The sequence below is a fragment of the Kitasatospora sp. NPDC051984 genome (assembly GCF_044593455.1).
GTDB lineage: Bacteria > Actinomycetota > Actinomycetes > Streptomycetales > Streptomycetaceae > Kitasatospora.
In genome coordinates, this window is record NZ_JBIUCB010000009.1 from 195,588 (window position 1) to 214,101 (window position 18,514).

16 protein-coding genes are annotated in these 18,514 nt (G+C 71.0%); 5 read left to right on the top strand and 11 right to left on the bottom strand.

Going from position 1 to position 18,514, the window contains the following annotated elements; all coding sequences use genetic code 11:
• Nucleotides 1-8: 8 nt before the first annotated feature.
• From tal to pgl, 4 genes are all read left to right on the top strand, one after another.
• Nucleotides 9-1,142, top strand: coding sequence for a transaldolase (gene tal / locus ACIHEI_RS20095; protein WP_387646419.1), 1,134 nt, complete (start codon nucleotides 9-11; stop codon nucleotides 1,140-1,142).
• A gap of 68 nt (nucleotides 1,143-1,210) precedes the next feature.
• The gene (gene zwf, locus ACIHEI_RS20100; protein WP_387646672.1) at nucleotides 1,211-2,770 is read left to right on the top strand and encodes a glucose-6-phosphate dehydrogenase; all 1,560 of its coding nucleotides are present in this window, start codon (nucleotides 1,211-1,213) and stop codon (nucleotides 2,768-2,770) included.
• Nucleotides 2,767-3,825 (top strand): glucose-6-phosphate dehydrogenase assembly protein OpcA, encoded by a 1,059-nt coding sequence (gene opcA / locus ACIHEI_RS20105; protein ID WP_392951749.1) that lies wholly within the window; start codon nucleotides 2,767-2,769, stop codon nucleotides 3,823-3,825. Before zwf ends, opcA begins: the two co-directional genes overlap by 4 nt.
• Nucleotides 3,822-4,559: a 6-phosphogluconolactonase gene (gene pgl, locus ACIHEI_RS20110; protein ID WP_396607561.1), complete on the top strand. Its 738-nt coding sequence runs from the start codon at nucleotides 3,822-3,824 to the stop codon at nucleotides 4,557-4,559. The genes opcA and pgl overlap by 4 nt, the downstream gene beginning before the upstream one ends.
• Nucleotides 4,560-4,856: 297 nt before the next feature.
• On the opposite strand, the gene ACIHEI_RS20115 is transcribed toward pgl, so the two are convergent.
• The 11 genes from ACIHEI_RS20115 to uvrA form a co-directional block, all read right to left on the bottom strand.
• Complete coding sequence (locus ACIHEI_RS20115; protein WP_073814874.1) at nucleotides 4,857-5,192, bottom strand: RNA polymerase-binding protein RbpA; 336 nt, start codon at nucleotides 5,190-5,192, stop codon at nucleotides 4,857-4,859.
• A 127-nt stretch (nucleotides 5,193-5,319) separates the two neighbouring features.
• Complete coding sequence (gene secG / locus ACIHEI_RS20120; RefSeq protein ID WP_392951742.1) at nucleotides 5,320-5,553, bottom strand: preprotein translocase subunit SecG; 234 nt, start codon at nucleotides 5,551-5,553, stop codon at nucleotides 5,320-5,322.
• 88 nt (nucleotides 5,554-5,641) lie between these two features.
• Nucleotides 5,642-6,427: a triose-phosphate isomerase gene (tpiA, locus tag ACIHEI_RS20125; protein ID WP_387862754.1), complete on the bottom strand. Its 786-nt coding sequence runs from the start codon at nucleotides 6,425-6,427 to the stop codon at nucleotides 5,642-5,644.
• 7 nt (nucleotides 6,428-6,434) lie between these two features.
• A complete protein-coding gene (locus tag ACIHEI_RS20130) occupies nucleotides 6,435-7,640 on the bottom strand; it encodes a phosphoglycerate kinase (protein WP_387646433.1) in 1,206 nt (401 codons plus the stop codon).
• 158 nt (nucleotides 7,641-7,798) lie between these two features.
• The gene (gap, locus tag ACIHEI_RS20135; protein WP_392951737.1) at nucleotides 7,799-8,806 is read right to left on the bottom strand and encodes a type I glyceraldehyde-3-phosphate dehydrogenase; all 1,008 of its coding nucleotides are present in this window, start codon (nucleotides 8,804-8,806) and stop codon (nucleotides 7,799-7,801) included.
• Between the two features lie 232 nt (nucleotides 8,807-9,038).
• Complete coding sequence (gene whiA / locus ACIHEI_RS20140) at nucleotides 9,039-10,019, bottom strand: DNA-binding protein WhiA (protein ID WP_043910002.1); 981 nt, start codon at nucleotides 10,017-10,019, stop codon at nucleotides 9,039-9,041.
• Entirely contained in the window at nucleotides 10,010-11,068 is a 1,059-nt protein-coding gene (gene yvcK, locus ACIHEI_RS20145; protein WP_396607562.1) for a uridine diphosphate-N-acetylglucosamine-binding protein YvcK, read from the bottom strand. Before yvcK ends, whiA begins: the two co-directional genes overlap by 10 nt.
• Nucleotides 11,069-11,130: 62 nt before the next feature.
• The gene (gene rapZ, locus ACIHEI_RS20150) at nucleotides 11,131-12,009 is read right to left on the bottom strand and encodes an RNase adapter RapZ (protein WP_052509189.1); all 879 of its coding nucleotides are present in this window, start codon (nucleotides 12,007-12,009) and stop codon (nucleotides 11,131-11,133) included.
• Between the two features lie 2 nt (nucleotides 12,010-12,011).
• Nucleotides 12,012-14,015 (bottom strand): excinuclease ABC subunit UvrC, encoded by a 2,004-nt coding sequence (gene uvrC / locus ACIHEI_RS20155; protein ID WP_396607563.1) that lies wholly within the window; start codon nucleotides 14,013-14,015, stop codon nucleotides 12,012-12,014.
• Nucleotides 14,016-14,058: 43 nt separating this feature from the next.
• The gene (locus ACIHEI_RS20160) at nucleotides 14,059-14,469 is read right to left on the bottom strand and encodes a Rieske (2Fe-2S) protein (RefSeq protein WP_392951727.1); all 411 of its coding nucleotides are present in this window, start codon (nucleotides 14,467-14,469) and stop codon (nucleotides 14,059-14,061) included.
• Nucleotides 14,470-14,631: 162 nt separating this feature from the next.
• Nucleotides 14,632-17,508, bottom strand: a complete 2,877-nt coding sequence (uvrA, locus tag ACIHEI_RS20165) for an excinuclease ABC subunit UvrA (protein ID WP_392951725.1) — start codon at nucleotides 17,506-17,508, stop codon at nucleotides 14,632-14,634.
• 240 nt (nucleotides 17,509-17,748) lie between these two features.
• Between uvrA and ACIHEI_RS20170 the strand changes: the two genes are divergently transcribed.
• Nucleotides 17,749-18,498 (top strand): maleylpyruvate isomerase family mycothiol-dependent enzyme, encoded by a 750-nt coding sequence (locus ACIHEI_RS20170; protein WP_387646452.1) that lies wholly within the window; start codon nucleotides 17,749-17,751, stop codon nucleotides 18,496-18,498.
• The last annotated feature ends 16 nt before the right edge of the window (nucleotides 18,499-18,514 follow it).

The following is an 18,514-nucleotide window of genomic DNA, read 5'->3' on the forward strand; positions in this document are numbered from 1 at the left end:
GAAGCACCATGACCGACGCATTGAACCGCCTCAGCGAAGAAGGCGTGGCGATCTGGCTGGACGACCTCAGCCGGGAGCGCCTGAACTCGGGCAACCTGGCCGAGCTGGTGCAGGAGAAGCACGTCGTCGGCGTCACCACCAACCCGACCATCTTCCAGAAGGCGATCGCCGGCAACGGCGCCTACAACCGCCAGCTGGAGGACCTCGCGGTGCGCAAGGTCACCACCGACGAGGCCGTCCGCATGATCACCACCTCGGACGTCCGGGACGCCGCCGACGTGCTGCGCCCGGTGTACGACGCCTCCAACGGCCGTGACGGCCGGGTCTCCATCGAGGTCGACCCGCGCCTGGCCCACGAGACCGCCGCGACCATCGCCGAGGCCAAGCAGCTGTGGTGGCTGGTCGACCGCCCGAACGTGCTGATCAAGATCCCCGCCACGCTGGCCGGCCTGCCCGCGATCAGCGCGGTGCTCGCCAAGGGCATCAGCGTCAACGTCACGCTGATCTTCTCGCTGGAGCGCTACAAGGCCGTCATCGACGCCCACCTGACCGGCCTGGAGCAGGCCAAGGCCGCCGGCCTGGACCTCTCGCAGGTCGAGTCGGTCGCCTCGTTCTTCGTCTCCCGGGTGGACACCGAGATCGACAAGCGCCTGGACGCGCTCGGCGGCGAGGCCAAGGACCTGCGTTCCAAGGCCGCGCTGGCCAACGCCCGCCTCGCCTACCAGGCGTACGAGGAGGTGTACGGCTCGGTCGACGGCAGCAAGCCCGCCTCGGCCCGCTGGGCGGCCCTGGAGGCGGCCGGCGCCAAGCCGCAGCGCCCGCTGTGGGCGTCCACCGGCGTGAAGGACCCGAGCCTGCCGGACACCCTGTACGTGACCGAGCTGGTCGCCCCGGGCACCGTCAACACCATGCCCGAGGCCACCCTGGACGCCACCGACGACCACGGCGTCATCACCGGCGACACCATCACCCCGAACTACGCGGACGCCAAGGCCGTGCTGGACGCGATCGCCGCGGCCGGCGTGGACTACGACGACGTCGTGCGGGTGCTGGAGGAGGAGGGCGTGCAGAAGTTCGAGGTCTCCTGGAACGAACTGCTCGACACCGTCACCGCCGCGCTCCAGTCGCACGGCGACAACTGACTCCCGCTCACGAAACCGAACGGAAAGCGGAGCACACCACAGTGAGCAACACCCAGCCGTACCCGGACGTGGAGGGCACGGAGCCGGTCGGGGGAGACACCCCCGACCAGCCCGTCAACCCGCTGCGGGACCCTGCCGACCGCCGGCTCCCGAGGATCGCCGGCCCGTCCGGCCTGGTGATCTTCGGCGTCACCGGTGACCTGTCGCGCAAGAAGCTGATGCCGGCCGTCTACGACCTCGCCAACCGCGGCCTGCTGCCGCCGGGCTTCTCGCTGATCGGCTTCGCCCGGCGCGAGTGGGCCGACGAGGACTTCGCGCAGGTGGTGCACGACGCCGTCAAGGAGCACGCGCGCACCCCCTTCCGCGAGGAGGTCTGGCAGCAGCTCGCCAAGGGCATGCGCTTCGTCCAGGGCGACTTCGGCGACGACGACGCCTTCGCCACCCTGCGCCGCACCATCGAGGAACTCGACCAGGCGCAGGGCACCAGCGGCAACTTCGCGTTCTACCTGTCGGTGCCGCCGAAGTTCTTCCCCACCGTGGTCCAGCAGCTGAAGAAGCACGGCCTGACCGACCCGGCGCCGGGTTCCTGGCGGCGCGCGGTCATCGAGAAGCCGTTCGGCCACAACCTGGAGAGCGCCCAGGAGCTGAACCGGATCGTCCACGAGGTCTTCCCGCGTGACGAGGTCTTCCGGATCGACCACTACCTGGGCAAGGAGACCGTCCAGAACATCCTGGCGCTGCGTTTCGCCAACCAGATGTTCGAGCCGATCTGGAACCGGTCGTACGTCGACCACGTGCAGATCACCATGGCCGAGGACATCGGCATCGGCGGCCGCGCCGGCTACTACGACGGCATCGGCTCGGCCCGTGACGTCATCCAGAACCACCTGCTCCAGCTGATGGCGCTGACCGCCATCGAGGAGCCGGCGTCCTTCCACCCGAAGGCGCTGGTCGCCGAGAAGCTGAAGGTGCTCAGCGCCGTCAAGCTCCCCGCCGACCTGGGCAAGCACACCGTGCGCGGCCAGTACACCTCCGGCTGGCAGGGCGGCGAGGAGGTGCGCGGCTACCTGGACGAGGACGGCATCAACCCCGAGTCCAAGACCGACACCTACGCGGCCATCAAGCTGGAGATCAACAACCGGCGCTGGGCGGGCGTGCCGTTCTACCTGCGCACCGGCAAGCGGCTGGGCCGCCGGGTCACCGAGATCGCGGTGGTCTTCCAGCGTGCCCCGTACCTGCCGTTCGACTCCTACGCCACCGAGGAGCTCGGCCAGAACGCCCTGGTGATCCGCGTCCAGCCGGACGAGGGTGTCACCGTGCGCTTCGGCTCGAAGGTCCCCGGCACCGCGCTGGAGGTCCGGGACGTCACCATGGACTTCGCGTACGGCGAATCGTTCACCGAGTCCAGCCCCGAGGCGTACGAGCGCCTCATCCTGGACGTCCTGCTGGGCGACGCCAACCTCTTCCCGCGGCACCAGGAGGTCGAGCTGTCCTGGCAGATCCTCGACCCGATCGAGCAGTACTGGGACGCCAACGGCAAGCCCGCGGAGTACCCGGCCGGCACCTGGGGCCCGGTCGAGGCGGACGAGATGCTCGCACGAGACGGCAGGAGCTGGCGCCGGCCATGAAGATCGACCTGACGAACACCACGTCGAGCAGGATCAACGCTGCCCTGATGGACGCCCGCCGGGCCAGCGGTTCGACCGCCGCCGGCATGGTGCTGACCCTGGTCATCGTGACCGACGAGGGCAGCGCCTACGACGCCCTGAAGGCCGCCAACGACGCCTCCCGCGAGCACCCCTCGCGGACCCTGGCCGTCATCAAGCGGGCCGGCCGCTCGCCCCGCGCCCGGGCCGAGACCCGGCTGGACGCGGAGATCCTGGTCGGCAGCGACGCCGGCAGCGGCGAGACCGTCATCCTGCGCATGCACGGCGAACTCGCCTCGCACGCCCAGTCCGTGGTGCTGCCGCTGCTGCTGCCCGACGCCCCCGTGGTGGTCTGGTGGCCGGACAACGCGCCGCTCAACCCCGCCCAGGACCCGCTGGGCGCGCTCGCCCAGCGCCGGATCACCGACGCGGTGACCGCCGAGTCGCCGGTCGGCCAGCTCGCCCAGCGGGCCGCCGGCTACACCCCCGGCGACACCGACCTGGCGTGGACCCGGATCACCGGCTGGCGCTCGATGCTGGCCGCCGCGCTCGACCAGCGCGACGTCACCATCACCGCCGCGGTGGTCGAGGGCGAGTCGTACAACCCCAGCGTCGAACTGCTCGGCCTGTGGCTGCACAACCGCCTGCGGGTGCCGGTCGAACGGGTCGTCACCGGCGGCCCTGGCATCACCTCCGTCACGCTGCGCACCAAGGACGGCAACATCGTCCTGGACCGCCCCGACGGCCTGCTCGGCACCCTGTCGATGCCCGGCGCGCCCGACCGCATGGTCGCGCTCAAGCGCCGCGACACCGCCGAACTGATCGCCGAGGAACTGCGCCGCCTCGACCCCGACGACATCTACGCCACCGCCGTCCGCACCCCCGTGGACCGGCTGCGCGAGCGGATCGCCGGAGTCGAGCACGCGGGCCCCGGCGGCACCGTCGAGGGACAGGTCGCCGAGCCCAGGGCCGACGAGCCCGAGGAGCCCGCCGCCAACGGCAAGAAGGCCGCCACCCGCAAGCGGAGCGCCCAGTGAGCACCGAGACGGTCCTGGTCCACCGCGATCCGGCGGTGCTGGCCGAGGCGGTCGCCGCCCGGCTGATCACCACCGTGGTCGACGCGCAGGCCGCCCACGGCTCCGCCCACGTGGTGCTCACCGGCGGCCGCAACGGCAACGCCCTGCTCGCCGCGCTCGCCGCCCACCCGGCGCGCGACGCGGTGAACTGGGCGCAGGTCGACCTGTGGTGGGGCGACGAGCGCTACCTGCCGGCCAGCGACCCGGAACGCAACGCCGTACAGGCCGCCGCGTTCCTGGACGCCGTCCGGCCGCTCGGCGCCCGGGTGCACGAGATGCCCGCCGACGACGGCTCCTCCCCCGAGGACGCCGCCGCCCGGTACTCCGCCGAACTCCGCGCGGCCGCCCCCAACGGCGCGGACCTGCCGGTCTTCGACGTCCTGCTGCTCGGCGTCGGCCCGGACGCGCACGTCGCCTCGCTGTTCCCCGGCCACCCCGGGGTCAAGCAGACCGAGGGCACCGTGATCGCCGTCCACGACTCCCCCAAGCCGCCCCCCACCCGCATCTCCCTCACCCTCCCCGCGCTCCGCACCGCCCACCAGGTCTGGCTCCTCGCCGCCGGCCCCGACAAGGCCGACGCCGTGGCCCTGGCCCGCACCACCCCCACCCCCGAAACCGCCCCCGCCGGCGCCGTCACCGGAACCGCCCGAACCCTCTGGTTCCTCGACACCACCGCCGCCGGCAAGCTCCACTGACGCCCCCTCACCCCCGCGCCCAGTCAGGGACTCGAGGAAACCGCGCTCAACCCCCGCGCCCCGTCAGGGACTCGAAGAAACCGCCTCAACTCCCGCGCCCCGTCAGGGGCGCGGGGAACTGCGCGAAGGGGAACGCGACCACGCCGATGCCGCCCACCCGGAAAACTTCCCAGGCGGGCGGCATTCGTTTCCACTGGCGCCCCTTCACTCGTGCCCCGCAAGGGGAAGCGCGCCCACGCAAAAAGCCGCCCACCCGGAGAACTCCCCAGGTGAGCGGCTTTCGCGTTGCCGTACGGCTCAGATCTCGCCACGCAGCTTGGCCAGCGCCTCAGCGAGAATCGCCTCGCCGTCCGCGTCCGTCCGACGCTCCCGCACGTACGCGAGGTGGGTCTTGTAGGGCTCGTTGCGGGCCGGGGCGGGCGGGTTGTGCTCGTCCTGGCCGGCCGGGAACCCGCAGCGGGGGCAGTCCCAGGTGTCCGGGATGGCCGCCTCCGCGGCGAAACTGGGGCGCGTCTCATGCTTGTTGGCGCACCAGAAGGAGATCCGGTTGCGGGGGGCGGACTCGCCGCGCTCCGCTTCTCCCATCGGGCCGGCACCGACTCTGCTGCCTCGGATCGCGTTGCCACTTGCCACGGTCTGACTCCCCTGCGTGCTGGTGCCGTCCGGCCGCGGCTGGGCGGACGGTGGCGAAGTCGTCCTAGTGTAAGCGGCGGTTAAGGCTGTGCCACCATCGCCGCCGACTTCACGTCAGTTGTCGGTGTCAGCTGCTCTTCAGCAGCAGGCCGAGCACGATGATGCAGGCGAACCAGGCCAGGCCGATCACGACGGTGATGCGGTCGAGGTTGCGCTCGGCCACCGCGGAGCCGCCACCGGTGGACATCGCGCCGCCGCCGAACATGTCGGACAGGCCGCCGCCCTTGCCCTTGTGCAGCAGGACCAGCATGATCATCAGCACACTGAGAATGATCAGAGCAATCTCGAACCCGAGAACCACGACGGGACCAACTCTCTCGAATCTTCGGCGAAGGGGCCGGGCCCGCTCCACGCGGTCCGGCCCCAAAGCCTACGTTGCTGCGGCGGCGTTAGCCTACTGCCTGGTCACGGTACCGCACGATCTTGACGAACTCCTCGGCGTCCAGCGAGGCGCCGCCGATCAGTCCGCCGTCGATGTCGGGCTTGGCCATCAGGCCGGCCGCCGACGAGGACTTCACCGAGCCGCCGTACAGGACGCGGACCTTGTCGGCCAGCTCGGTGCCGTACAGCTCGCCGAGCCGGGCCCGGATCGCGCCGCACACCTCCTGCGCGTCCTCGGGCGTGGCAACCTCGCCGGTGCCGATCGCCCAGACCGGCTCGTACGCGACCACGATGCTCTCCGCGTCGCCGGCCGGAACGCCGTCCAGCGCGCCGTCCAGCTGCGCGAGGGTGTACGCGACGTGGGTGCCGGCCTTGCGGATCTCCAGCGGCTCGCCGATGCACAGGATCGGGGTGACCCCGCTGCGGTAGGCGGCCTTCACCTTGGCGTTGACGATCTCTTCGTTCTCGCCGTGGTACTGGCGGCGCTCGGAGTGGCCGATCACCGCGTAGGTGCACTTCAGCTTCGCCAGCATCGGGCCGGACACCTCACCGGTGTAGGCGCCGCCGTCGTGCTGCGAGATGTCCTGCGAGCCGTACTTGAGCTTCAGCTTGTCGCCGTCGACCAGGGTCTGCACGGAGCGCAGGTCGGTGAACGGCACCAGGACGGCGACCTCGACGGCCTTGTAGTCCTTGTCGGCCAGCGAGAACGCCAGCTTCTGGGTGTGCTGGATGGCCTCGAGGTGGTCGAGGTTCATCTTCCAGTTGCCCGCCATCAGCGGGAGACGCTCAGTCATTGTTCTCTCAGTCCTCCAGGGCGGCGAGACCGGGGAGGGTCTTGCCCTCCAGGTACTCGAGGCTCGCGCCACCGCCGGTCGAGATGTGTCCGAACTTCGCCTCGTCGAACCCGAGGGTGCGCACCGCTGCCGCCGAGTCGCCGCCGCCGACCACCGTGAACGCCTCGGAGTCGATCAGCGCCTGGGCCACGGCCCGGGTGCCGTCCGCGAACGCCGGGTGCTCGAACACGCCCATCGGGCCGTTCCAGAACACGGTCTTCGCGTCGGCGATCTTCTCCGCGAACAGCTGCGCGGTCTTCGGGCCGATGTCCAGGCCCAGCGCGCCGTCCGGGATGGCGTCCACGTCGACCACCGCGAAGTCGTCCACCGGGGCACCGGTCTTGACGTCCGGGAACGAGCCGGACACCGCGGTGTCCAGCGGGATCACGAACTCCACGCCCTGCTCGGCGCCGCGCTTCAGGTAGTCCTGGACGACCGGGATCTGGTCCTCCTGGAGCAGCGAGTTGCCGACGCCGTGGCCCTGGGCGGCGATGAAGGTGTACATCATGCCGCCGCCGATCAGGATCCGGTCGGCCTTGCCGAGCAGGTTCTCGATCACGCCGACCTTGTCGGAGACCTTGGAGCCGCCGAGCACCACCACGTACGGGCGGGCCACGTCCTCGGTGAGGCGCTTGAGCACGCCCACCTCGGTGGCGATCAGGTCGCCGACGGCGTGCGGCAGGCGGGCCGGCAGGTCGTAGACGGAGGCGTGCTTGCGGTGCACCGCGCCGAAGCCGTCGCCGACGTACAGGTCCGCCAGGGCGGCCAGCTGGTCGGCGAACGCGCCGCGCTCGGCGTCGTCCTTGGAGGTCTCGCCGGCGTTGAAGCGCAGGTTCTCCAGCAGCGTGACCTCGCCGTCGCCGAGTGCGGCGACGGTGGCCTTCGCGCTGTCCCCGACCGTGTCGGTGGCGAAGCTCACCGGGCGGCCGAGGATCTCGCCGAGGCGGACCGCCACCGGCGCGAGAGAGAACTTCGGGTCCGGCTCGCCCTTCGGGCGGCCCAGGTGCGAGGCGACGACCACCCGGGCGCCGCGCTCGACGAGCTTGGCGATGGTCGGCGCGACGGCGCGGATCCGGCCGTCGTCGGTGATGGTGTCACCGGACAGCGGCACGTTGAGGTCGGCGCGGACGAACACCCGCTTGCCCGAGACCTCCAGGTCTTCGATCGTCTTCACGGTCTTGCTCCTCGATGGATGGATCGGCAGGCGGCGACACGGCGCAGTGCGTCACCGGGATGGGTAGGACGGACGAGGTGGGCGCAGCGGCAGGGCCCGGTCGGCGGTGACAGCCGTCCGGGCCCTGCCCCTTACGTCACGTCAGCTACCGCTGGGAGTCAGAGCTGCTCGCCGATGATGGCGACCAGGTCGACGAGGCGGTTCGAGTAGCCGAACTCGTTGTCGTACCAGCCGAGCACCTTGACCTGGTTCCCCTGAACCATCGTCAGCTGGGAGTCGAAGATGCAGGAGTGCGGGTCGTTCACGATGTCCGAGGACACGATCGGGTCTTCGGTGTACGCCAGGATGCCCTTCAGCGAGCCCTCCTGGGCGGCCTTCTGGAACGCGGCGTTGACCTCGTCCTTGGTGACCTCGCGCTCCAGGGTGACCACCAGGTCGGTGATGGAGCCGGTCGGGACCGGGACGCGCAGCGAGGTGCCGTCCAGCTTGCCCTTCAGCTGCGGCAGCACCAGGGCGGTGGCCTTGGCGGCGCCGGTCGAGGTCGGAATGATGTTCTGCGAGGCGGCGCGGGCGCGGCGCAGGTCCCGGTGCGGGAAGTCCAGGGTGACCTGGTCGTTGGTGAAGGCGTGCACGGTGGTCATCAGACCCTTGACGATGCCGAAGTTCTCGTCCAGCACCTTCGCCATCGGAGCCACGCAGTTGGTGGTGCAGGAGGCGTTCGAGATGATGTGGTGCGCGGCGGCGTCGTACTTGCCGTCGTTGACGCCCAGCACGATGGTGATGTCCTCGCCGGAGGCGGGCGCCGAGATGACGACCTTCTTCGCACCGGCCGCCAGGTGCTTCTTCGCACCCTCTGCCTTGGTGAAGATACCGGTGGACTCGACGACGATGTCGGCGCCCAGCGCGGCCCAGGGGAGGTTGGCCGGGTCACGCTCGGCGGTGACCTTGAAGGTGTGGCCGTCGACGGTGATGCTGTCCTCGGTGTGCGAGACCTCACCGGGGAAGGTACCGAGGGTGGTGTCGTACTTGAGCAGGTGAGCGAGCGTCTTGGTGTCCGTCAGGTCGTTGACACCGACGATCTCGATGTCCGCGCCCTGGGCCTTGACCGCACGGAAGAAGTTGCGGCCGATGCGGCCGAACCCGTTGATGCCTACCCGGATCGTCACGAACCGATCTCCTCTTAGGTACGCCGGGCCGGAGCCCGACGGGGGTGAAATTTTGGGTTTTCCCCGACCACTGCTGACCCTACCTCTCCCAAGTGTGGCAAGGCACATCGCCTCACCGGTAGGCCGCAAGGGCCCAGATGGCCGAAAGGGGCGTGCGGGCTTGTCCGCAGCAGATGCCGCGTCATGCTCCGCACGCCCCTCCGGGGTTGCGTTCCGGGAGGCTGATGCCCCGTCAGTTCAAGGCCATTTCCTCCGTCAGGTTGGCCTCGGTGTTGGGCAGGCCGAGTTCGGCGGCGCGCTTGTCGGCCATCGCCAGCAGGCGACGGATCCGGCCTGCGACCGCGTCCTTGGTCAGCGGCGGGTCGGCGAGCGCGCCGAGCTCCTCCAGCGAGGCCTGCTTGTGCTGCATGCGCAGCGCGCCGGCCGCCGCCAGGTGCTCGGGCACCTCCTCGCCGAGGATCTCCAGGGCGCGGGCCACCCGGGCGCCGGCCGCGACCGCGGCGCGGGCCGAGCGGCGGAGGTTGGCGTCGTCGAAGTTGGCCAGCCGGTTGGCGGTGGCGCGCACCTCGCGGCGCATCCGGCGCTCCTCCCAGGCCAGCACGGACTCGTGCGCGCCGAGGCGGGTGAGCAGCGCGCCGATCGCGTCGCCGTCGCGGATCACCACCCGGTCGACGCCGCGCACCTCGCGGGCCTTGGCCGGAATGCCGAGCCGGCGGGCCGCGCCGACCAGGGCGAGCGCCGCCTCCGAGCCGGGGCAGGTGATCTCCAGGGAGGAGGAGCGGCCGGGCTCGGTGAGCGAGCCGTGCGCCAGGAACGCGCCGCGCCAGGCGGCCTCCGCGTCGCAGGTCGCGCCGGAGACCACCGCCGGGGGCAGGCCCCGGATCGGTCGTCCGCGTCCGTCCACCAGCCCGGTCTGCCGGGCCAGCAGCTCGCCGTCCTTCACCACCCGCACCACGTACCGGCTGCCGCGACGCAGCCCGCCGGGGGCCATCACCACCAGATCCGAGGAGTGTCCGAAGATCTCCAGGAGGTCCTTGCGCAGCCGCCGTGCCGCAATGCCGGTGTCCAGCTCCGCCTCGATCACGATGCGGCCGCTCACAATGTGCAGTCCGCCCGCAAAACGCAGGATCGCCGAGACCTCCGCCTTGCGGCAGCAGGCACGGGTGACGGGAAGCCGGGAGATCTCGTCTTTCACCGCTGCCGTCATCGCCATGGGCCGATCCTTCCATGAGTCCGGAAAATCCGGTCGTACGCCGCGGCCAAGAGCTCCGGGTCGTGTCGCGGGGTGCCGTCGGCGCGGGCCACCTGGTCGAGCACCAGTGCGGCGCCCATCCGTTTCGCGGCCTGCTCCAGGCCCGTCAGGTCGGCGAGCCCGAAAGCTCCTCCGCTGACGGCCCGCTCATCCACCAGGATCGCATCCACCGCGAGGTCCGGAGCGTGGTCGGCGATCACCTCCAGGTGGCGCTGCGGGGTGAAGCCCTCGGTCTCGCCGGGCTGCGGCGCCAGGTTGAGGGTCAGCAGGCGGCGGGCCCGGGTCTCGACGAGGGCCTTCGCCAGGTCCGGCACCAGCAGGTGCGGCAGCACGCTGGTGAACCAGGAGCCGGGGCCGAGCACCACCCAGTCCGCCTCCCGTACGGCCTGCACGGCGTCGGGGACGGCGGGGGGCTCGTCCGGGAGCAGCCGGATCGACAGCACCGTGCCCGGCGTCACCGCCACCGCGGCCTGGCCGCGCACCGCCGAGACCTCGCCCGGCTTCAGCGGGTCGTGGCCGCGTACCTGCGCCTCGATGTCCAGCGGCACGGCGGACATCGGCAGTACCCGACCCTGCACGTTCAGCAGCCGGCCCACCCAGTTCAGCGCCTCCACCGGGTCGCCGAGCTTCTCCCAGAGCGCCACGATCAGCAGGTTGCCGACCGCGTGGCCGCCGAGCTCGCCGTTGCCGGTGAAGCGCTGCTGGATCACCTCGGACCAGGTGCGGCCCCAGTCGTCGTCCCCGCACAGCGCGGCCAACGCCTTGCGCAGGTCGCCGGGCGGCAGCACGCCGAGCTCGGCGCGCAGCCGCCCGCTGGAGCCGCCGTCGTCGGCGACGGTGACCACGGCGGTCAGCTCGGTGGTCAGCCGGCGCAGCGCGGACAGCGACGCGGACAGGCCCTGGCCGCCGCCCAGCGCGGCGATGCGCGGGGCCCCGGGGCGGGGCCCCGGGGCGGCCCGCTCGGCAGGTCTGGTCCGGATCTGCTGCCGTGCTGGCACGTATCCCGTCACGCCGACCCCATGTTCCTGTCTCGTGCTCGGCCGGGGCGGCGGTTACGGGGGGTTCCCGGCCGCTACTCCCGGCCCATGTCCCGGTGGACCAGCACCGTCTCGACCCCGTCCGCGATCAGACGCTTCGTCAGCTGCTCGGACATCGCGACGCTGCGGTGCTTGCCTCCGGTGCAGCCTACGGCAAGCGTCATGTAGCGCTTCCCCTCGCGGCGGTAACCCTCGGTGATGATCCGCAGCAGCTCGGTGTAGCCGTCCAGGAACGGCTGCGCGCCGGGCTGCTGGAACACGTACTCTGCCACGTCCGGATCGGTTCCGGTACGGGCCCGCAGCTCCGGGACCCAGTGCGGGTTCGGCAGGAAGCGGCAGTCCACCACCAGGTCGGCGTCGACCGGCAGGCCGTACTTGAAGCCGAACGACATCACGGTGGCGCGCAGCTCCGGCTCGTCCTGGCCGGCGAACTGGGCGTCCATCTTGGCGCGCAGCTGGTGCACGTTGAGGTTCGAGGTGTCGACCACCAGGTCGGCCTCCCCGCGCAGTTCGCGCAGCAGCTCGCGTTCGCGGGCGATGCCGTCGACGATCCGGCCGTCGGCCTGCAGCGGGTGCGGGCGGCGCACCGACTCGAAGCGGCGCACCAGGGCGTCGTCGGAGGAGTCCAGGAACACCACCCGCAGGCGGACGCCGCGCTTCTCCAGCTCCTCCAGCGAGGTCAGCAGGTCGTCGAAGAAGGTGCGGCCGCGCACGTCGACCACCACGCCGATCCGCGGTACCGCGCCCTGCGAGCGGGCCCCCAGGTCGACCATGGTGGGAATCAGCGCCGGCGGCAGGTTGTCGACCACGAACCAGCCGAGGTCCTCCAGGCACTTGGCGGCCGTGGAACGGCCCGCCCCGGACATGCCGGAGATGATCACCAGCTCGGGGGTGCTCTCTCCCCCGTTGGACACAGTCACGTCTCTTCCCCGCTTCTCGGTACTGCTGTGGCGGTGCTGTCTTCGATGATCTCGCCGGTCGCGGTGTTGACCGCGAATGCGGCAGGTGTACGGGAGGCCAAGGCTGTGGCAACAGTCTCGGCGGTCCGGCGCCCGATCCCGGGGACTTCGCACAGCTCGTCGATGGTGGCCGCGCGAAGCTTCTTCAGCGAACCGAAGTGCTTCAGCAGGGCCCGGCGGCGAGTCTCTCCGAGCCCGGGAACGGAGTCCAGTTCCCCCGCCGTGAGCCGCTTGGCCCGCTTCGAGCGCTGATAGGTGATGGCGAACCGGTGCGCCTCGTCGCGCACCCGCTGCAGCAGGTACAGGCCCTCGCTGGAGCGCGGCAGCACCACCGGGTCGTCCTGGCCGGGCAGCCACACCTCCTCCAGCCGCTTCGCCAGGCCGCACACCGCGACATCGTCTATGCCGAGCTCGTCCAACGCCCGCTTGGCGGCGGCGACCTGGGGCTGTCCGCCGTCGACCACCAGCAGCTGCGGGGGGTAGGCGAAGCGCTTGGGGCGGCCGCTCTCGTCGGTGAGCGACTCGTCACTACCGGCGGGTTCCTCCGGGACGGCCCACTCGCCGGTCTGCTCGCGCTCCTGGAGGTAGCGGCGGAACCGGCGGGTGATCACCTCGTGCATCGAGCGGACGTCGTCCTGGCCCTCGAAGCTCTTGATCTGGAACCGGCGGTACTCGCTCTTGCGCACCAGGCCGTCCTCGAACACCACCATGGACGCCACCACGTCCTCGCCCTGCAGGTGCGAGATGTCGAAGCACTCGATCCGCAGCGGCGCCGAGTCCAGCTCCAGCGCCTCGGCGATCTCCTGCAGCGCCCGGCTGCGGGTGGTCAGATCGGAGGCGCGCTTGGTCTTGTGCAGCGCCAGCGCCTGCTGGGCGTTGCGCTGCACCGTCTCCATCAGGTCCTTCTTGTCGCCGCGCTGCGGCACCCGCAGGTCGACCTGGGCGCCGCGCAGGCCGGACAGCCACTCGTGCACGGCCTCGTCCGGCACCGCCGGGACGAGCACCTCGCGCGGCACCTGCTCGGTGCCCGCGCCGTACAGCTGCTGCAGCGCGTGCTCGACCAGGCCGGCCGTGTCCACGTCCTCGACCTTGTCGGTCACCCAGCCGCGCTGGCCGCGCACCCGGCCGCCGCGGACGTGGAAGATCTGTACGGCGGCTTCGAGTTCGTCCTCGGCGACCGCCAGTAGGTCCGCGTCGGTGCCGTCGCCGAGCACCACCGCGTTCTTCTCCATCGCGCGGCGCAGCGCCCCCAGGTCGTCGCGCAGCCGGGCCGCCTTCTCGTACTCCATGTCGGCGGCGGCCTCCTGCATCTGCGCCTCCAGGCGGCGCAGGTAGTTGCCCGTCCGGCCGGCCATGAAGTCGCAGAACTCCTCGGCGAGTTCGCGGTGCTCATCCGCGCTCACCCGGCCCACGCAGGGCGCCGCGCACTTGCCGATGTAGCCCAACAGGCAGGGGCGGCCGACCTGTTGGGCGCGCTTGAACACGCCGTTGGAGCACGTCCGGACCGGGAACACCCGCAGCATCAGGTCGACCGTCTCGCGGATCGCCCACGCGTGCCCGTACGGGCCGAAGTAGCGCACGCCCTTCTTGTGCGCCCCGCGCATCACCTGGACCCGCGGGAACTCCTCGTTCAGGGTGACCGCCAGCTCCGGGTAGCTCTTGTCGTCCCGGTACTTGACGTTGAACCGCGGGTCGAACTCCTTGATCCAGGAGTACTCCAGCTGCAGCGCCTCGACCTCGGTGGACACCACCGTCCACTCCACCGACGCCGCGGTGGTGACCATCGTCGCGGTGCGCGGGTGCAGGTTCGCGACGTCCTGGAAGTACGAGGACAGCCGCTGGCGCAGGTTCTTCGCCTTGCCGACGTAGATGACCCGGCCGTGCGCGTCACGGAACTTGTACACCCCGGGCGAAAGCGGGATCGCCCCCGGAGCCGGACGGTAGGTGGACGGGTCAGCCATGCCCCTACCGTACCGACTGACGCCGACACCTCGGAGCGGGAAGTTACTTGGTGACCTGGAGTTGACCGTTCTGCACCGCGACCTTGTACTCCGGCAGCGGCTTCGGCGCCGGGCCGTCCAGCACCGCGCCGTCGGTGATCGCGAAACGGCTGCCGTGGCACAGGCACTGGATCTGCTCCTTGGCCACGCCGTTGACCAGGCACCCGGCGTGCGTGCACTTCGCGCTGAACGCCTTGTACTCGCCCGCGGCCGGCTGCGTCACGACGACGGCCTGCTCGCGGTACACCTTGCCGCCACCGACGGGGACGTCGGAGGCCGCGCCGAGGTCGACGGGGCCGGAGGAGGCTTCGGTCTTGTTGTCCTTGGACGAGGAACAGCCCGCGGCCGTGGTACCGGCCAGCGCAACGGCTGCGCAGCAGAGGACGGTTCGGCGGGAAGCGACGGGCTCGGACATGAGGAACTCCTCGGTGCGGGGAAGGGCGCCAGCAACGTAGCACGCACAACGCGGGCCGCCCGGGGAGCCTGGGGCTCTCCGCGGGCGGCCCGCGTTGACGTTCGCCTCGCGCTTCGCGCAGTTCCCCGCGCCCCTGGCGGGGCGCGGGGGTTGGGGAGGGAACTACTTCTTCTTGCGCTTCACGGGCATTGCATCGGAGACACCCGGCAGGATGTCCCGGAGGAACTTGCCGGTGTGGCTGATCGTCGAGGCGGCGACCTCTTCCGGGGTGCCTTCGATGACCACGCCGCCGCCGCCGGCGCCGCCCTCGGGGCCCATGTCGACCAGCCAGTCGGCGGTCTTGATGACGTCGAGGTTGTGCTCGATGACGATGACGGTGTTGCCCTTGTCGACCAGGCCCTCCAGGACCTTGATCAGCTTGCTGATGTCCTCGAAGTGCAGGCCGGTGGTGGGCTCGTCGAGGACGTAGACCGTCCGGCCGGTGGAGCGCTTCTGGAGTTCGGCGGAGAGCTTGACGCGCTGGGCCTCGCCGCCGGAGAGGGTGGTGGCGGGCTGGCCGAGGCGGACGTAGCCGAGGCCGACCTCCTTGAGGGTGCGCAGGTGGCGGGCGATCGCGGGGACGGCCTCGAAGAAGTCGAGGCCCTCCTCGATCGGCATGTCCAGCACCTCGGCGATGGACTTGCCCTTGTAGTGGACCTCCAGCGTCTCCCGGTTGTAGCGGGCGCCGTGGCAGACCTCGCAGGGGACGTAGACGTCCGGCAGGAAGTTCATCTCGATCTTGATGGTGCCGTCGCCGGAGCAGTTCTCGCAGCGGCCGCCCTTGACGTTGAACGAGAACCGGCCGGGCAGGTAGCCGCGGACCTTGGCCTCCTGGGTCTCCGCGAACAGCCGCCGGACGTGGTCGAAGACGCCGGTGTAGGTGGCCGGGTTGGAGCGCGGGGTGCGGCCGATCGGCGACTGGTCGACGTGCACCACCTTGTCGACCAGGTCGGTGCCGGTGATCCGGGTGTGCCGGCCCGGGACGCTGCGGGCGCCGTTCAGCTCGCGGGCCAGGTGCGAGTAGAGGATGTCGTTGACCAGCGTCGACTTGCCGGAGCCGGAGACGCCCGTGACCGCCGTGAAGGTGCCCAGCGGGAAGGCGACCGTGACGTCCTTCAGGTTGTGCTCGCGGGCGCCGTGCACCACGAGCTGGCGCTTCTTGTCGCGCGGGCGGCGGGCGGCCGGGATCGGGATGCTGCGCTTGCCCGCCAGGTACTGGCCGGTGAGCGACTCGGGGTTCTTCAGCAGGTCCTTGAGCGAGCCGGAGTGCACCACCTTGCCGCCGTGCTCGCCGGCGCCGGGGCCGATGTCGACGATCCAGTCGGCGGTCTTGATGGTGTCCTCGTCGTGCTCGACGACGATCAGGGTGTTGCCGATGTCCCGCAGCCGGACCAGGGTCTCGATCAGGCGGTGGTTGTCGCGCTGGTGCAGGCCGATGGACGGCTCGTCCAGCACGTACAGCACGCCGACCAGGCCGGAGCCGATCTGGGTGGCCAGCCGGATGCGCTGGGCCTCGCCGCCGGAGAGGGTGCCGGCGGCGCGGTTCAGGGACAGGTAGTCGAGGCCGACGTCGACCAGGAAGCGCAGCCGCTCCAGGACCTCCTTGAGGACCCGCTCGGCGATCTTCTTGTCGCGGGCGTCGAGGCGGAGGGCGCCGAGGAAGTCCGCGCAGTCGCTGATCGACATGGCGGAGACCTCGGCGATGGACCTGTCCATCACGGTGACCGCGAGGACCACCGGCTTGAGCCGGGTGCCCTTGCAGGTCGGGCAGGGCACCTCGCGCATGTAGCCCTCGAAGCGCTCGCGGCTGGAGTCGCTCTCCGACTCGGAGTGCCGCCGCGTCACGAACGGGACGGCGCCCTCGAACGCGGTGGTGTAGGAGCGCTCGCGGCCGTACCGGTTGCGGTAGCGCACCTCGACCTGAGTCTTGTGCCCGTACATCAGGGCCTTGCGGGCGCGGGCGGGCAGCCCGGCCCACGGGATGTCGGTGCGGAAGCCGAGCTCGCCGGCCAGCGCGTTGACCAGCCGCTGGAAGTACTCCTTGGTGGCGCCCTGCGACCACGGGTGGATGGCGCCCTCGTCGAGTGACTTCTCCGGGTCGGGGACCAGCAGCTCCGGGTCGACCTCCATCCGGTTGCCCAGGCCCGAGCAGTCCGGGCAGGCGCCGAACGGGGAGTTGAAGGAGAACGACCGCGGCTCCAACTCCTCGAAGGAGACGTCGTCGTAGGGGCAGTAGAGGTGCTCCGAGAACATCTTCTCGCGCTCGGGGTCGTCCTCCGGGAGGTCGACGAAGTCGAGCACCACCATGCCGCCGGCCAGCTTGAGGGCCGTCTCCACCGAGTCGGTGAGGCGGCGCTTGGCGCTGGACTTCACGGTGAGGCGGTCGACGACCACCTCGATGGTGTGCTTCTCCTGCTTCTTGAGCGTCGGCGGCTCGGTCAGCTGGACGGTCTGGCCGTCCACCCGGGCCCGGGCGTAGCCCTTGGACTGCAGGTCGGCGAAGAGGTCGACGAACTCGCCCTTGCGCTCCCGGACCACCGGGCTGAGCACCTGGAACCGGGTGCCCTCGGCCAGCGACAGCACCTTGTCGACGATGGCCTGCGGCGACTGCCGGGCGATCGGGCGGCCGCAGTGCGGGCAGTGCGGCTTGCCGATCCGGGCGAACAGCAGGCGCAGGTAGTCGTACACCTCGGTGATGGTGCCGACGGTGGAGCGCGGGTTCCGGCTGGTGGACTTCTGGTCGATCGAGACGGCCGGGGAGAGACCCTCGATGAAGTCGACGTCCGGCTTGTCCATCTGCCCGAGGAACTGCCGGGCGTACGAGGACAGCGACTCGACGTATCGCCGCTGGCCCTCGGCGAAGATCGTGTCGAAGGCGAGCGAGGACTTGCCGGACCCGGAGAGGCCCGTGAAGACGATGAGGGAATCCCGGGGCAGGTCGAGCGAGACGTTCTTGAGGTTGTGCTCGCGTGCACCGCGGACGACGAGGCGGTCTGCCACAGCTACTGGCGCCTTTCTCCGGGTCGAAATGTGTGAGGTCTGCTTCTTCCAGGATGCGCCCGCCAGCGTACTAGCTCATCTGTTCGAATCTCGAACCGTCCAGCGGGGTCCACCCGTACGAGTGAACGGCACCCGCGCCCGACGGTAGCGTCAACGACTGACAACCGCCCCCGGCAACGGCCCGGGGCGGTCGAGTACCGCCCGGAACCGCTCCACCCGACCGTCGAAAGGCACCGCCCGATGAGCGACGCGACCACCGCAGCCGAGCAGCTGCGGGCCACTGTCGAGAGCACCGCCGAACTGCTGCACACGCTGTCCGAGCTGAAGCCCGAGGAGGTGTTCGAACCGTCCTCGCTGCCCGGCTGGACCCGCGGCCACGTACTGGCCCACATCGCCCGCAACGCCGACTCGCTGGTCAACCTGCTGAACGGCGCCCGCACCGGCCAGGACATCCCCCAGTACGCCAGCTCGGCCGCCCGGGACGCCGGCATCGAGGCCGGCGCGGGCCGGCCGCTGGAGGTGCAGCTGGCCGACGTCCGCGACAGCCAGCAGCGCTTCGTGGACGCCGCCCGGCAGCTCGCACCCGAGCACTGGCAGGCCACGGTCCGCCACCGGGCCGGCTACACCTTCCCGGCCTGGCAGCTGCCCGGGAAGCGGCTGGCCGAACTGGAGTACCACCACGTCGACCTGAACGCGGGCTACACCCCGGCGCACTGGCCCGAGCAGTTCGCGATCGCCGAGTTCCGGCGCCTGGGCACCCACTTCGGCGCCCTGGACGGCCTCCCGGTGGTCCGGCTGATCGCCGAGGACGCCGCGACGGAGGCCCGGCTCGGCGGCGCGGGCGAGCCGGAGCTGACCGTCGAGGGCCCGGTGCGGGCGCTCACCGGCTGGCTGTCGGGCCGCTCCGACGGCGACGGCCTGCAGGTCCACCGCGCCGGCCACCTGGTCGACGCGCGCAGCTCGCTGCCCGAGCTCCCCCCGATGGGATGATGGTGCCGATTGACGG